Raw genomic sequence first — 13,208 nt, 5'->3', positions numbered from 1 at the left:
GCAATACCATGCCCGTCATGCACGTGCATAAGGGGGTGCATCTGCATCGGCAGATGCACGTTATGCCGGACTCGCGTCCGGCGGTGCACCGGTCGATCCTCTGCGTGGACATCGAGGGTTTCGGGGGCCGGTCGAACTGGGACCAACTCGTCACACGGGCCGGTCTCTACCAGGCGCTGCAGGACGCCCTCGCGGAGTCCGGCGTGCCCTCCGATTCCTGCTACTGCGAGGACCGCGGCGACGGCGCCATGATCCTCGTCGGACCCGACGTGCCGAAAGAACGGCTCGCGGAGTCGTTCCCGGCGGCGCTGGCGGCCATGCTCGACCGGCACAACAGCAGCGCACCCGCCGGCGCCCGGATCCGGATCCGCGTCGCCGTCCACGCCGGGGAGGTCCACTACGACGGTCACGGCGTCGCCGGAGGCTCCCTCACCACGACGTTCCGGCTGCTGGACGCCGCCCCGCTCAAGGACGCGCTGCGCGACTCCCCCGGCGTCCTCGCGCTGATCGCCTCGGGCTGGTTCTACGACGAGGTCATCCGCCAGAGTCCCGCCTGCGGCGCGGCCTCGTTCCGCGCGGTGGACGTCGCGGTCAAGGAAACCCGGACGCGCGCCTGGATCCGGCTGCCGGACGCACCTGGCGACGGCACCCGCGTCCTGCGCCTCCTGGCCCTGCATCCGGGGACGGAGATCTCCGTCTTGGCGGCCGCGGCCCTACTCGGCGTCCCGGGCGACGAGGCCCACGCGCTGCTCGGCGGCCTGCGCCTGGAGGAGTGCGCCGAAGGCCGCTATCGCGTCCCCGCCCTCGACGACCGGCTCGACGACCGGGAACGCACCGTCTCCCTGCGCCGCGTGCTCGCGTGGTACCTGGGCACCGCCGACAACGCGCGCCGCCTGCTGTGCCCGGACCGCGTCACCGCGCCGTTCACGCTGCCGGACGAGCCGTGCCGTCCCCTCACGTTCACCTGCGCCGACGACGCCCACCGCTGGTGCGAGTCCGAACGCCTCAACCTGATCGCCGCCGCCCGCGTCGCCGCCGACGAGGGCCACCACGACATCGCCTGGCGGCTCCCCCTCGCGCTCTGGGCGTTCTTCTTCCTCCGCAGCCCATGGACGGACTGGATCGACGCCCTGCGCACCGGCCTCGCGTCCGCCCGCTCCCTCGGGGACGACCGCGGCATCGCGTACGCGCTCGCCGGCCTCGGCTACGCCGGGCAGTACCGCTGGCAACTGGAGGAGTCCGTCGACCTCTTCACCGCCGCCCGTGAGGTGTTCTCCCGGATCGGGGACCCCAGGGGCGAGGCGTGGGCCCTGCACGGCCTCGGCTACGCCTGCCGCCGCCTCCACCGGTACCGCGATGCGGCCGCCCACCACCGCCGCTCGGTGCGGTTGTCCGGGGAGGCCGGCGACCTCCGCAGCACGGGACTCGCGCTCAGCGCCCTCGGCTACGCGCACGCGGGCCTCAACGAGTTCGGCATGTCCCTCACCTGCTTCCAGCAGGCCCACACCATCGCCCGGCAGACCGACCGCCGCGCCGAAGGCTGGGCCCTGCACGGCCTCGGCTACGCGCACCAGGGCCTGCACCGCTTCGAGCGCGCCGTCGTGTGCTACGAGGAGGCCCTGCGCGCCTTCGACGAGACCGGCGACCGCCCGGGGCAGGGCGAGACCCTCTACAACCTCGGCCAGACGCACCTGCACCTGGCCGATCCGGACGCCGCCCGCGACTGCTGGATGAGGGCCCTCGCCATCTTCGAGGACCTCCAGACCCCGCAGACCGCCGGCGTCCTCGCCCGCCTCCGCTCCCTCGATCCGAGATCATAAGGGGATGACCCTCCAGCAGCACATGCGCGAGGCCGCCGAGAAGGCCCTGCTCGCCTTCCCCGAAGACCTGCGCCCCGACGTCTACGTCATCTCGCTCCGGATCTCGCACGGCGAGTACTCGAACGTCCACGAACTCTGGGACTACCCGTACGACCCGTACATGGCGATCGGCTACAACACCGAGACGAACGTCCGGCAGAACCTGGAAGGCTCCTCCGCCGACCCCCTAGAGGTCCGCTGGAACTACGCCTACATGCTTCTGGAGGAATCACCCCCAGCGGGCCACCACCCGTCCGACCCGGACGGCACCGCCCTCTACCTGGACGAGGTCAAGCACCTGGGCCTCTGGTACGACCCCGCTGACGACGTGGAAGACGAGCAGGACGAGGCCCTCTGCGCCCACTTCGACGACCTCTGTATAGACGCCGCGAAACACCTGCACTCCACCGGCCTGGTGGAAAAGACCCTAGGCCGCGAGGTGCCCATAGTCCTCTTCGACATGTTCCGCCCGATAGAACCCAACGCCACCCAAGCCGCCAACCCCCCACACCTCATCCCGCACGACTACGTCACCTTCCAGACGACCGGCTAGCGCGCACCTGACGGACGACATATTGCTGATCGCGGACGAACTGGTCGCCGTGGGCGCACCGGCCGAACTCGACCGCGAGCGGGCTGTGGCGGGGTTCCGTGAGGCGGCCCTAATCGTTGACCAGGGTCTCGACGCCTGCTGGGAGGCTGCCGGCTAGGCCCGCCTCTACGAGGAACGTCTGCAAGGTCTCCTGGAAGGCGCGGGCGGCGTGGGTGAGTTCTACGTCCTTGCGGTGGGCGAGGGCGATGGTGCGGAGCAGGCCGGGGCCGTGGCGGCCTCGGCGGGCCTCCTCGTCGGCCAGGACGAGCGGGGTGCCGTGCAGCCCGGGGCGTCCTGCGAGGACCATGCTCGGGACGACCGCGATACCGAGGCCGACCTCGACGAAGCGGAGGACCGCGTCCATCTCGCCGCCCTCCACGGCGAACCTCGGCTCGAACCCGGCCGCCCTGCACGCGCTGATGGTCGCCTCACGCAAGTCATAGCCGGGACGGAACATCACCAGCGGACGGTTCTGGAGGTCCTCGATACGGAGGTAGGAGCGGCGCGGTAGCTGCGCGGCCTTGCGTTCAGGGGCGCCTTGCTCGGGCCCTGCCGGCGAGGCCACCACCAGGTATTCGCGCAGTATCGGGGTCGTGTCCAGGGGCGGGTCACCGTGCAGGGGCAGGATGACCAGGGCCATGTCGAGGGAGCCTCGCGTCAGCTCCCGGACGAGGTCTCTAGAGCCGCCTTCCTCGACGATGAGCTGGATCCCCGGGTACGTGTCGTGGAAGCGGCGCAGGACGTCCGCCAGTAGGCCCGCGCAGAGGGACGGTGTAGCGCCGAGCCGTACCCGCCCGCGCTTGAGACCGGCCAGCTCTTGCACTTCCAAGCGCGCGGTGTCGACGTCGGCGAGTATGCGCTTCGCCAGCGGCAGCAGCGCCTCACCGGCGGGTGTCAGGGTGATGTTGCCCCTGGCGCGGCTGAACAAGGAGACGTTCAGCTCGTTCTCCAGCGCGCGGATCTGCTTGGACAGCGAAGGCTGCGCGACCCGCAGCAGCTCCGCGGCCTGCGTGAAGTGGCGTACCTCCGCGACCGCGACGAAATAGGCGAGCTGCTGCAACTGCATCCTGCACAGAGTACGGGCCGCCGCCGCGTCCGGTATGCACCGGGTCAGTGCCCATCTGGGGGCGACCCCCCAGGCCCCCCGGCAAGAACAGCCGACCCGACTCCTTCGCTGGCGCTCAGTCCTCGGGTCAGCGCGCGTGACGGCGCAGGGCCTGGAGGTCGTGGACGATGAGGCGCCGCCGTCCCGTCTCGATCCAGCCGTGCCTGCGCAGCGTGCGCAGTGCCTTGCTGACCGCCTCGCGGGACGCGCCGACCCAGCCCGCCAGCTCCTCCTGCGACAGGTTCAGCGTGATCCGGACGCTCTCCCCGCCGGCGTCCGCACCCGCCTGGCGGTCGTGGGGCCGGTCGTAGGGCACCCCGAACCGCTCGGCCAGCTCGACGAGACGCTGCGCGACCCGTCCCGTCGCGTCGAACATGCCGAACTCGACGCGCTTGCGGTCTGCGTCGCGCCAGCGCTGGCACAGCATCCGCATGATGATGATGGAGACGCGGCCGTGCGCCTGGAGGAACCCCATGAACTCGTCGGCCGTGACGGCGAGCGCCAGCACCGGTTCGAGCGCGGCGACCGTCGCCGACCTGGGCAGCCCGTCGATCGCGGCGACCTCGCCGAGCAGCGCCCCCGGGCCGCGCACCGCCAGCAGGGCCTCGCCGCCCTGCTCGCGGTAGGAGAACGCCTTGACCCGGCCGCGCAGCAGGACGGCGACCCAGCCCGGGTCCTCCCCTTCGACGAAGAGCGTGTCCCCCCGGGCGAAATCGCGGACGCGGCCACGTGACTCTAGGTCTTCGCGTTCCACCTGGGTGAGGTCGGCGAAGAACGAGCCCGGTTCGAGGGCGCTCATGCCCACCACGCTAAGGGGATCGGGCCGTGCGTGCGCCCCGGGAAAGAATCACGGTTCAGTTACGCGTTGTGTGTACTAATCCCTACTCCCGCGGGCGGACGTGCGTCATGTTGGTCACGGCGTGTGCGGCCGGAGTGTCGTCCAGGCGTCCACGGCCTGTACGGGGAACCGCGGAGCGGCGGGCGGCGGTCCGGGGGCACCGCCGCCCGCCGCGCCTCGGGTGCGTCGCCTGCCAGCGCGCAGTACCCGCGGCGGGAAAGCGGCGGAGAACGCGAACGCCCCCCGTCGCGCGGGGCGACGGGGGACGTTCGCGAAAAGCCGGCGTTCGCGGGGACGGCTCAGGCGGACGGGGTGTCCTGGCCCTTCTTCACGATGCCGAGCTTGCTGCCGAGCCACACCACCGGGTCGTACTTGCGGCCGACGACCCGCTCCTTCATCGGGATCAGCGCGTTGTCGGTGATCTTGATGTGCTCGGGGCAGACCTCGGTGCAGCACTTGGTGATGTTGCAGAAGCCGAGGCCGTGGTCGTCCTGCGCGATGTTGCGGCGGTCGGCCTGGTCGGCCGGGTGCATCTCCAGCTCGCCGATCCGCATCAGGAAGCGCGGGCCCGCGTACTCTTCCTTGTTCTCGTCGTGGTCACGGATGACGTGGCAGACGTTCTGGCAGAGGAAGCACTCGATGCACTTGCGGAACTCCTGCGAGCGCTCGACGTCCACCTGCTGCATGCGCAGCTCGCCGGGCTTGGCGTCGCCCGGGTCGAACGACGGGATCTCCCGCGCCTTCTGGTAGTTGTACGACACGTCTGTGACGAGGTCGCGGATGACGGGGAACGTCCGGACCGGCGTGACCGTGACCGTCTCGTCCGGCTCGAAGGTCGACATCCGGGTCATGCACAGCAGCCGCGGCATGCCGTTGACCTCCGCCGAGCACGAGCCGCACTTGCCCGCCTTGCAGTTCCACCGGACGGCGAGGTCGGGCGCCTGCGTGGCCTGCAGCCGGTGGATGATGTCGAGGACGACCTCGCCCTCGTTCACCTCGACGGTGTAGTCGGTGAGCTCGCCGTCGCCGTCGTCGCCGCGCCAGACCTTGAACTTGGCCTCGTAGCTCATCGGTCGCCCTCCTCGTTCTCCGCGGCGCCCGCGGCGGTCGCGCCGGACCCGGCCGCGGCCTCCGCCTCGTCGGCCTCGGCCTCGCCGGTCTCCGCTTCCCCGGCGGGACCGCCCGGCAGCTCCTCGGCGGTCAGGTACTTCTTCAGCTCGTCGTTCTCGAACAGTTCGAGCAGGTCGGTCCGCATGGGGGTGAGCGGCTGCCGCCTCAGCTCGACGTGCGGGGCGGACGGGTCGCCGGCCAGCGAGCAGACCAGGTTGATCTTCCGCCACTCCGCCGACATCCCCGGGTGGTCGTCGCGGGTGTGGCCGCCGCGGCTCTCCTGCCGCTCCAGCGCCGCCTTCGCGACCGCCTCCGACACCAGCAGCATGTTGCGCAGGTCCAGCGCCAGGTGCCAGCCCGGGTGGTAGCCGCGCCCGCCGTCGCCGACCGCGACCGGGTCGACACCGACGTTGGCGACCCGCTCGCGGAGCTTGCCGAGGGCCGCGATGGCCTCCTCCAGCTCCCCTTCCTTGCGGATGATGCCGACCAGCGTGTTCATCGTCTGCTGCAGCTCGGCGTGGACGGCGTACGGGTTCTCGCCGTCCTCCCGCTCGAAGGGGGCCAGCGCCTCGGTGGTGGCCGCCGCGACCACGTCCTCGGGGACGGCGGGACGCGCCTCCAGGCCGTCCACGTACTCGGACGCGCCGAGCCCGGCCCGGCGTCCGAACACCAGCAGGTCCGACAGCGAGTTGCCGCCGAGCCGGTTCGAGCCGTGCATGCCGCCGGACACCTCGCCCGCCGCGAACAGGCCCGGGACCAGCGCGGCCCCGGTGTCGGGGTCGACCTCCACCCCGCCCATCACGTAGTGGCAGGTCGGGCCGACCTCCATCGCCTCCTTGGTGATGTCGACGTCCGCCAGCTCCTTGAACTGGTGGTACATCGACGGCAGCCGCTTGACGATCTCGGCGGCGCCGCCCGGCATCCGGTCGACCACGGTGAGGAACACGCCGCCGTGCGGCGATCCGCGACCGGCCTTCACCTCGGAGTTGATCGCGCGCGCCACCTCGTCGCGGGGCAGCAGTTCGGGGGGACGCTTGTTGTTGTCGGGGTCGTCGTACCAGCGGTCGCCCTCCTCCGGGGAGGTCGCGTACTGCTCCTTGAACACCTCGGGGATGTAGTCGAACATGAACCGGTCGCCCTCGGAGTTGCGCAGGACGCCGCGGTCACCGCGCACCGACTCGGTCACGAGGATGCCCTTGACGGACGGCGGCCAGACCATCCCGGTGGGGTGGAACTGCACGAACTCCATGTTCAGGAGCGTCCCGCCGGCGAGCAGCGCCAGGGCGTGCCCGTCCCCGGTGTACTCCCAGGAGTTGGACGTGACCTTGAACGCCTTGCCGATGCCGCCGGTCGCCAGCACCACGGCGGGCGCCTCGAACACGACGAACTTGCCGGTCTCGCGGACGTAGCCGAACACGCCGCAGATCTTGCCGTCGGCGTCCTTCAGCAGGCGGGTGACCGTCGTCTCGGCCCAGACCTTCAGGTTGGCCTCGTAGTCGCCGTGCTCGGCGTGGTCCTCCTGCTGGAGGGCGACGATCTTCTGCTGGGCGGTGCGGATCAGCTCCAGGCCCGTCCGGTCGCCGACGTGCGCCAGCCGCGGGTACTCGTGCCCGCCGAAGTTGCGCTGGCTGATCTTGCCTTCCTTGGTGCGGTCGAACAGCGCACCCCACAGCTCCAGCTCCCAGATGCGCTCCGGGGCCTCCTTGGCGTGCAGCTCCGCCATCCGCCAGCTGTTCATGAACTTGCCGCCGCGCATGGTGTCGCGGAAGTGGACCATCCAGTTGTCGTTGGCGTTGACGTTGCCCATCGCGGCCGCGGCGCCGCCCTCGGCCATCACCGTGTGGGCCTTGCCGAACAGCGACTTGGAGATGATCGCGGTCTTCTTGCCCTGGAGGCGCGCCTCGATCGCCGCGCGCAGCCCGGCGCCGCCGGCACCGATCACCACGACGTCGTACGAGTGCCTCTCGATCTCAGTCATGATTCCTTGGCCTCAGTTGAAGATTCGCGGGTCGGAGAAGGCGCCGCCGGCGACCAGTGCCACGTAGGCGTCGGCCACCACCAGCGAGCCCAGGGTGATCAGGGCGTACATGCCGTGCCGCTGGTTGATCGCGGACACCCAGCCCCACATCCGGTACCGGAACGGGTGCTTGGAGAAGTTCTTCAGCCGCCCGCCGACGATGTGCCGGCACGAGTGGCACGACAGCGTGTACAGCCAGAGCAGCACGACGTTCGCGACCAGGACGAGCGTGCCGAGCCCGATGCCGAACCCGCCGTCCTTGCCGTGGAAGGCGCGGATCGCGTCATAGGTGTTGATCAGCGAGATGAGGACCGCGGCCACCCAGAAGTAGCGGTGCAGGTTCTGCCCGATCAGCGGGAAGCGGCGCTCGCCGGTGTACTTGCCGTGCGGCTCGCGGACGGCGCACGCGGACGGCGACGCCCAGAACGACCGGTAGTACGCCTTGCGGTAGTAGTAGCAGGTCAGCCGGAACAGCAGCAGGAACGGCAGCGAGATGGCCGCGAAGGGGATCCAGCCGCGGGTGCTCTCCGGCAGGAACGTCCCGAACTCCGCCGCGCTGCCCTCCTGGCCCGTCTGGCCGACCACGTTGCCGCAGATGTCGTTCAGGCACGGCGAGTAGAACGGCGTCAGGTAGTGGTACTCCGGCACGTAGAAGGCGGAGCCCCAGAAGGCCCGGACGGTGGCGTACACCACCCACGCCGTGAAGATCACGAAGGTCGTGAGGGGATACAGCCGCCAGTTGTCCTTGCGGAGCGTGCGTTCCTTGATCTGGGCGCGCGACTTGGCCGGCGCCTCCACAGTGCTCATCGATCGCTCTCCTGAGCTCGGGTCGTGTCCCCGTACCACGGTCTGCGCGCACCCATGCGGTCGTCCGCGCCCGGCCGGTCGGTCGTGCGTCCCCGGTCCGGGCCGCGTACGGGCGGCCCGAGGCCGTGCCGCATGCGGGCTGTGACGCCTCGTGTGCGCTTCTAGCGAAGCGACCTTACGCCACCCGGCGGGAGCTGTGACATACATAACAGCCAGACCTGCCTGTGACCCTGACCACAGACTTTAGCCCTTTCAGAGGGCCGCGACACCGCCCGTTACCCATAACCAGTCGTTATGGTCCAGAAGAATCGAGACGAGTGCGCTACGGCATGACCGTCCGGTCGCGAACGGTCTCGCTCAGCGTCTCCTTCAGGACCGTCCGGACGAAGTGGGCCTCGGCCTCACTGGTGCGGCCGGTGCCGTATACCCGCAGGACTTCCGCGAGCTCCGGGTAGCGGTCGGCGATGAGCCCGGCGGCGGCCTCGATCTCGGCGGCGGACGCCACCTCGCGCAGCAGGACCTGGATGAGGCGCGCCGGGTCGGCGGGGCCGCGCCCGGCCTGCTGCTCGCCGGTGTGCGCGGGACGCGCGACGGGGGCGCGCTCGGACGCGGCCATGCGGATTCCCGACGTGGTGGCGGCCGGGTCCGCCTTGATCTCCGCCAGCCGCTCCTTGATCTCGGCCGGCGCCAGCGCGCCGAAGGCGGGGGCGGCGACCATGTCCTCGACCGCCATCAGCCGGTGCAGCACCGCCGGGTTGCTGATCTTCGCCCGCTGGCCGGACATGAGCTGGGAGAGCATCGGCGCGGACAGGCCGAGCACGCCGGCGAGCCCCGACTGCGAGAGGCCGAGGCGCCCGAGCAGCGGCCGGACGCGATCGCCGAGCGGCTCGCCGTACCACTCCGTCTGCAGCGCGCGATTCCGGGCGACCGTGTCCTCGGCGACGCTCACCACATCTACCCCCTTGACTGTTCGCAGATGCAAACGCTATATTCACGTCCGCACACGCTCATGTGGCTCCGCGGACCATCGTGCCACGGAACACGATATTTGCATATGCGACGAACGGGGAGAATCGACCATGCAACTGGCAAATCGCCTGGTGGCCGCCACCGCGGCGGCCCTGCTCCTGGCGGGCGGGCTGACCGGCTGCTCGATGCTCGGGGACGGCGGCTCCGGCTCGTCGTCCGGCGCGGGCTCCGACGCCTCGGCGGGCAACGCGAGCTTCGACAAGAACACCAAGCCCCTGGTGAAGGGCACCTTCGACAGCCCGGCCGCACAGGGCGCCAAGGTCGACATCGCCATCATGGGCCTGAAGGTGAAGGGCAAGCTGGCCACGCTCACCGTCCAGTACGTCCCGCACGTGCCCGGGGCCGAGCCGAACGACATCAACGCCTACGAGCTCAACGGCGAGCGGGGGCTCGACCCAGCGCTCATGGACCCGGTGAACCTCAAGCGGTACGTCGTCGTGAAGGACTCCGGCAACAAGGAGCTCCAGACGGACGAGATCTTCACGCACATGACCAACGACCAGACCTCGTCCGCCTACTACATCTTCGCCTCCCCTCCCGAGAGCGTGAAGGCCATCGACGTGCAGCTCGGGGCGTGGCCGACGTTCCGCGACATCCCGGTCGAACGGTGAGCCGGATGCGCAGGCTCGTCGCCGTCGCGGGCGTCGCGGCGCTGACGCTCGCCGTCCCCTCCGTGGCCGGGGCCGACCCGAACGTCCCGGAGGGCAACCTCACCAACAGCGTCTTGTCCATCGACCCGGGCAGCGCCGTGCGCGGCATCGACCTGTCCGATGCGGTCATCCCCCTGGAGGAGGAAGAGACCAGCGGCAGCCAGGTCACCGTCCGCATCTCGGCGGACGTCCTGTTCGACTTCGGCAAGGCGACCCTCACCCGCGCGGCCAAGCGCCGCATCGCCGAGCTGGCTCCCCGGCTGCGCGCCGCCAAGGGCGCCGTCCAGGTGTCCGGCCACTCCGACTCGATCGGCGACTCCGGCTACAACCTGACGCTGTCCGAGCAACGCGCCGAGGCGGTCAAGGCCGAGCTGCAGAACGCCCTGAAGGGGGCGAACCTGCGGATCGGGGCCAAGGGCTACGGCGAGACCAAGCCCGTCGCCCCCAACGAGCAGAACGGCAAGGACGACCCGGCCGGACGCGCCAAGAACCGCCGCGTCGAAGTCACCTACGAGAAGGGCTGACGGCCATGCGGCGCCTCGTGAGGACGCTCGCCGCTCTGGTGGCGGCGGGGCTGGTCCTGTCCGCGTGCGGCGGACCAACATCGGACAACGCGCCAGGCAGCGCATCGGGGGGCGCGTCGGGCGCTGCGTCAAGCGGGGCTTCGGGCGGGGCGGCGCCCACCGCGACCGCCGCCGGGCCGGAGCCGACGAGCTGCCCCGGCGGCGGGCAGCTGATCAAGGCCGTCGACATCCCCGCCGTGCACAGCGACCCGGTGCACATCCCCGCGACCACGATCGGCGGCCAGAAAGTCGCGGCCGCGACCGTCCCCGGCGTCGACATCCCGGCCCAGCACGTCCCGGCGCAGTGCGTGGAGCACAAGCCCGCCCCGGGCGGGTGCCTCGGTGCCATCACCATCCCCGGCACCGCGATCCCGGCCGTGACGATTCCGGCGGTACGGGTCCCCGGCGTCAAGGCCCCGGGCATCGATGTCGAACCGATCGAGCGCCCGGCCGTATCGCGCCAGGCGGTCGACCGGCCTGCCGTCACCCGCGGCGAGGTCTGCCAGAGCAAGCCGTCCGAGGAGGGGCAGTACGTCAGCTCTGTGTACAGGGCATCGCTCTATCGCAGCTCCCTCTACCGGAGTTCGGCCTACCGCAGCTCGGTGTACCGCTCTCGCGCCTGCAACGACAAGGGAGAGTGCATCCCGGCGGTCACCGTGCCGGGCCTTTCGGTACCCGGGGTCAGCGTTCCCGGAGTGAGCGTCCCCGGCGCGTCCCTGAAGGCGTACGTGGCCGGCCCGGCAGAGGTCATCAAGGGTGAGGAGAGCATCGCCTACAACATCAAGGCGGACGTCCTCTTCGACTTCGGCAAAGCCGACATCAAGCCTGCGGCGGAGGCCGAACTGACCAAGCTCGCCGAATCGATCGGCAAGGACGTCCCGCCGGGAGCCTCCATCCAGGTCGACGGCCACACCGACGCCAAGGGCGACACCGCGTCCAACAAGACCCTCTCCGAACACCGCGCCCGGGCCATCGCCGATTGGCTGGCCACCAAGGGCGGCATCGACCGCTCCCGCCTCAAGGCCACCGGCTATGGCGAAACGAAGCCAGCCCACCCGAACACCAAGCCGGACGGCTCCGACGACCCCTCCGGCCGCGCCAAGAACCGCCGCGTCGTCATCTCCGCGGCCCGCTAATGAGGTGCTCAATGCCCACCCGAAGGATCCTGTCCGTCTTACTCGTGCTCCCGCTGGCCCTAACGGGATGCTCAGGCGCCGACAACAAGAAGCCCGGGAGCCACACGACACCCGACAAGCCGAAGCCCTACACCGGCCCCATGGCCAAGGACGCATGGTCGTCACTCAACGGCGGCCACTCGCGGATCGAGATGAAACAGGTGGAACGCCACGGCGACCGGTCGGTACTCCGCTTCTACCTGACCAACCCGGGCAAGAAAGAGGAGCACTACTCCTTCGGCACCACACTTCCCGGCTCGGCCTACGGCAACCTGCACTTCACGCTGATCGACCCCGTCGGCCACAAGGCATATACACCCCTGTACGACGACCGCGACAAGACCGTCGGCAGCGACCTCTTCATCACGGCCGCCTACCCGGGCGCCCGCTACGAGACGATCCTGGAGTTCCCTCCTCTACCCGAGCAGCTGGACCGGATCACGGTCATCACGCCGACCACCGCGGGCGAGTTCACCAGCGTGCCGGTCGTCGACGGCCAGGGCCCGATCAAACCGTCCGCACCGGCGCCCACCCTGTTCGACAAGCCAAAACCGGGCAGCCAGGTCGCATGGCCGGTACGCGGACTGAACGCCCCCGCAAAGGGCGGCACCTACGACCTCTACGCCATCACCGAAGGCGAGGTGAAGTCCACCACGACCAGCAGCACCGAAGAGAAGGTCGGCCTGCGCACGGACGTGCTGTTCGCCTTCGACAAAGCCACACTCTCCGCCCAGGCCAAGACCGTCCTGGACCAGGTGGCGGCCGAGACGAAGACCAAGGCCGACCCGTCCAGGCCCCCGATCCTCATCACCGGCCACACGGACGGCAAGGGCACCCACGACTACAACATGTCCCTCTCCCAACGCCGCGCCGACGCCGTCCTCAAGGAACTCCAGGCGCGTCTGGGCTCCGCCTACCAGTACAAGGCGGAAGGCAAGGGCGAAACCGAGCCCGTCGCCAAGGAGAACGGCCCCGACGACGAGCAGGCCCGCCAGAAGAACCGCCGCGTCGAGATCTCGTACCAGATCAAGCAGACGACCAAGACGACCGCCACCGCGTCTGGCCGGCAACAGCAAGAGAGCCCGGGCGGCACCGCCGGCCCACCGGCCCCGTTCCAGCCGGACGGCCCGACGGTGGCCAGCCGATACGCGACCTTCGATCAGGGCGACAAACGCCGCATGGACGTGAAGCCCTTCTACCGTGACGGCGCCTACCTGGTGGCCGTGTTCGACATCGCCAATCTGGGCCCAGACAACGGCCCCGCCGAAATCGAGAACTACTCGTCGGCCGGCGGCGGCACCTTCGGTGACTTCACCGTCACCGACCCGGCCGCAAAGACCACCTACCGCGGCGTCCGCCTGGGCAAGCAGGGCACCGCCTACGTAGACCCCGGCTGGGCCACCTTCAGGACCGACCCGGGCACCACCAACCGCGGCTTCGTCTACGTCCCCGCTCCCCCGCCC

The 13,208-nt window shown here is 70.2% G+C and carries 12 protein-coding genes; 6 read left to right on the top strand and 6 right to left on the bottom strand.

Annotation, left to right across the window (positions count from 1 at the left end; translation table 11 throughout):
* Positions 1-17 precede the first annotated feature (17 nt).
* Both E1293_RS19485 and E1293_RS48645 read left to right on the top strand, forming a co-directional pair.
* Positions 18-1,820, top strand: coding sequence for a tetratricopeptide repeat protein (locus E1293_RS19485; RefSeq protein WP_132198854.1), 1,803 nt, complete (start codon positions 18-20; stop codon positions 1,818-1,820).
* Between the two features lie 4 nt (positions 1,821-1,824).
* Entirely contained in the window at positions 1,825-2,412 is a 588-nt protein-coding gene (locus tag E1293_RS48645) for a hypothetical protein (protein ID WP_207938949.1), read from the top strand.
* A gap of 109 nt (positions 2,413-2,521) precedes the next feature.
* Here E1293_RS48645 and E1293_RS19475 read toward each other — a convergent pair whose 3' ends face one another.
* The 6 genes from E1293_RS19475 to E1293_RS19450 all read right to left on the bottom strand — a co-directional run bounded on the left by E1293_RS19475 (position 2,522) and on the right by E1293_RS19450 (position 9,277).
* A complete protein-coding gene (locus E1293_RS19475; protein WP_132198853.1) occupies positions 2,522-3,517 on the bottom strand; it encodes a LysR family transcriptional regulator in 996 nt (331 codons plus the stop codon).
* A 127-nt stretch (positions 3,518-3,644) separates the two neighbouring features.
* A complete protein-coding gene (locus tag E1293_RS19470) occupies positions 3,645-4,355 on the bottom strand; it encodes a Crp/Fnr family transcriptional regulator (protein ID WP_132198852.1) in 711 nt (236 codons plus the stop codon).
* 338 nt (positions 4,356-4,693) lie between these two features.
* The gene (locus E1293_RS19465) at positions 4,694-5,464 is read right to left on the bottom strand and encodes a succinate dehydrogenase/fumarate reductase iron-sulfur subunit (protein WP_132198851.1); all 771 of its coding nucleotides are present in this window, start codon (positions 5,462-5,464) and stop codon (positions 4,694-4,696) included.
* Positions 5,461-7,482, bottom strand: coding sequence for a fumarate reductase/succinate dehydrogenase flavoprotein subunit (locus tag E1293_RS19460; protein WP_132198850.1), 2,022 nt, complete (start codon positions 7,480-7,482; stop codon positions 5,461-5,463). The genes E1293_RS19465 and E1293_RS19460 overlap by 4 nt, the downstream gene beginning before the upstream one ends.
* A gap of 12 nt (positions 7,483-7,494) precedes the next feature.
* A complete protein-coding gene (locus E1293_RS19455) occupies positions 7,495-8,328 on the bottom strand; it encodes a hypothetical protein (RefSeq protein ID WP_132198849.1) in 834 nt (277 codons plus the stop codon).
* A 322-nt stretch (positions 8,329-8,650) separates the two neighbouring features.
* On the bottom strand, positions 8,651-9,277 hold the full coding sequence (locus E1293_RS19450; RefSeq protein WP_207938948.1) for a helix-turn-helix domain-containing protein: 627 nt from the start codon (positions 9,275-9,277) through the stop codon (positions 8,651-8,653).
* A 130-nt stretch (positions 9,278-9,407) separates the two neighbouring features.
* Here E1293_RS19450 and E1293_RS19445 point away from each other — a divergent pair, with 130 nt between their 5' ends.
* The 4 genes from E1293_RS19445 to E1293_RS19430 all read left to right on the top strand — a co-directional run.
* Positions 9,408-9,968: a hypothetical protein gene (locus tag E1293_RS19445; RefSeq protein ID WP_132198847.1), complete on the top strand. Its 561-nt coding sequence runs from the start codon at positions 9,408-9,410 to the stop codon at positions 9,966-9,968.
* Positions 9,969-9,973: 5 nt separating this feature from the next.
* Positions 9,974-10,531, top strand: coding sequence for an OmpA family protein (locus E1293_RS19440; protein WP_132198846.1), 558 nt, complete (start codon positions 9,974-9,976; stop codon positions 10,529-10,531).
* 5 nt (positions 10,532-10,536) lie between these two features.
* Entirely contained in the window at positions 10,537-11,706 is a 1,170-nt protein-coding gene (locus tag E1293_RS19435; protein ID WP_132198845.1) for an OmpA family protein, read from the top strand.
* 11 nt (positions 11,707-11,717) lie between these two features.
* Positions 11,718-13,208, top strand: a 1,491-nt coding sequence (locus E1293_RS19430) for an OmpA family protein (protein ID WP_165978301.1), incomplete at its 3' end; no start/stop codon positions are given.

Origin of the sequence: Actinomadura darangshiensis, from assembly GCF_004349235.1 — a bacterium.
Taxonomy (GTDB): Bacteria; Actinomycetota; Actinomycetes; order Streptosporangiales; family Streptosporangiaceae; genus Spirillospora; species Spirillospora darangshiensis.
This window is presented reverse-complemented; position numbering and strand designations above follow the sequence as displayed.

Coding starts and splice junctions, on each gene's coding strand:
- E1293_RS19460 (WP_132198850.1), bottom strand. CDS start 7,482: ATGACTGAGATCGAGAGGCACTCGTACGACGTCGTGGTGATCGGTGCC.
- E1293_RS19435 (WP_132198845.1), top strand. CDS start 10,537: ATGCGGCGCCTCGTGAGGACGCTCGCCGCTCTGGTGGCGGCGGGGCTG.
- E1293_RS19440 (WP_132198846.1), top strand. CDS start 9,974: ATGCGCAGGCTCGTCGCCGTCGCGGGCGTCGCGGCGCTGACGCTCGCC.
- E1293_RS19485 (WP_132198854.1), top strand. CDS start 18: ATGCACGTGCATAAGGGGGTGCATCTGCATCGGCAGATGCACGTTATG.
- E1293_RS19445 (WP_132198847.1), top strand. CDS start 9,408: ATGCAACTGGCAAATCGCCTGGTGGCCGCCACCGCGGCGGCCCTGCTC.
- E1293_RS48645 (WP_207938949.1), top strand. CDS start 1,825: ATGACCCTCCAGCAGCACATGCGCGAGGCCGCCGAGAAGGCCCTGCTC.
- E1293_RS19465 (WP_132198851.1), bottom strand. CDS start 5,464: ATGAGCTACGAGGCCAAGTTCAAGGTCTGGCGCGGCGACGACGGCGAC.
- E1293_RS19455 (WP_132198849.1), bottom strand. CDS start 8,328: ATGAGCACTGTGGAGGCGCCGGCCAAGTCGCGCGCCCAGATCAAGGAA.
- E1293_RS19470 (WP_132198852.1), bottom strand. CDS start 4,355: ATGAGCGCCCTCGAACCGGGCTCGTTCTTCGCCGACCTCACCCAGGTG.
- E1293_RS19475 (WP_132198853.1), bottom strand. CDS start 3,517: ATGCAGTTGCAGCAGCTCGCCTATTTCGTCGCGGTCGCGGAGGTACGC.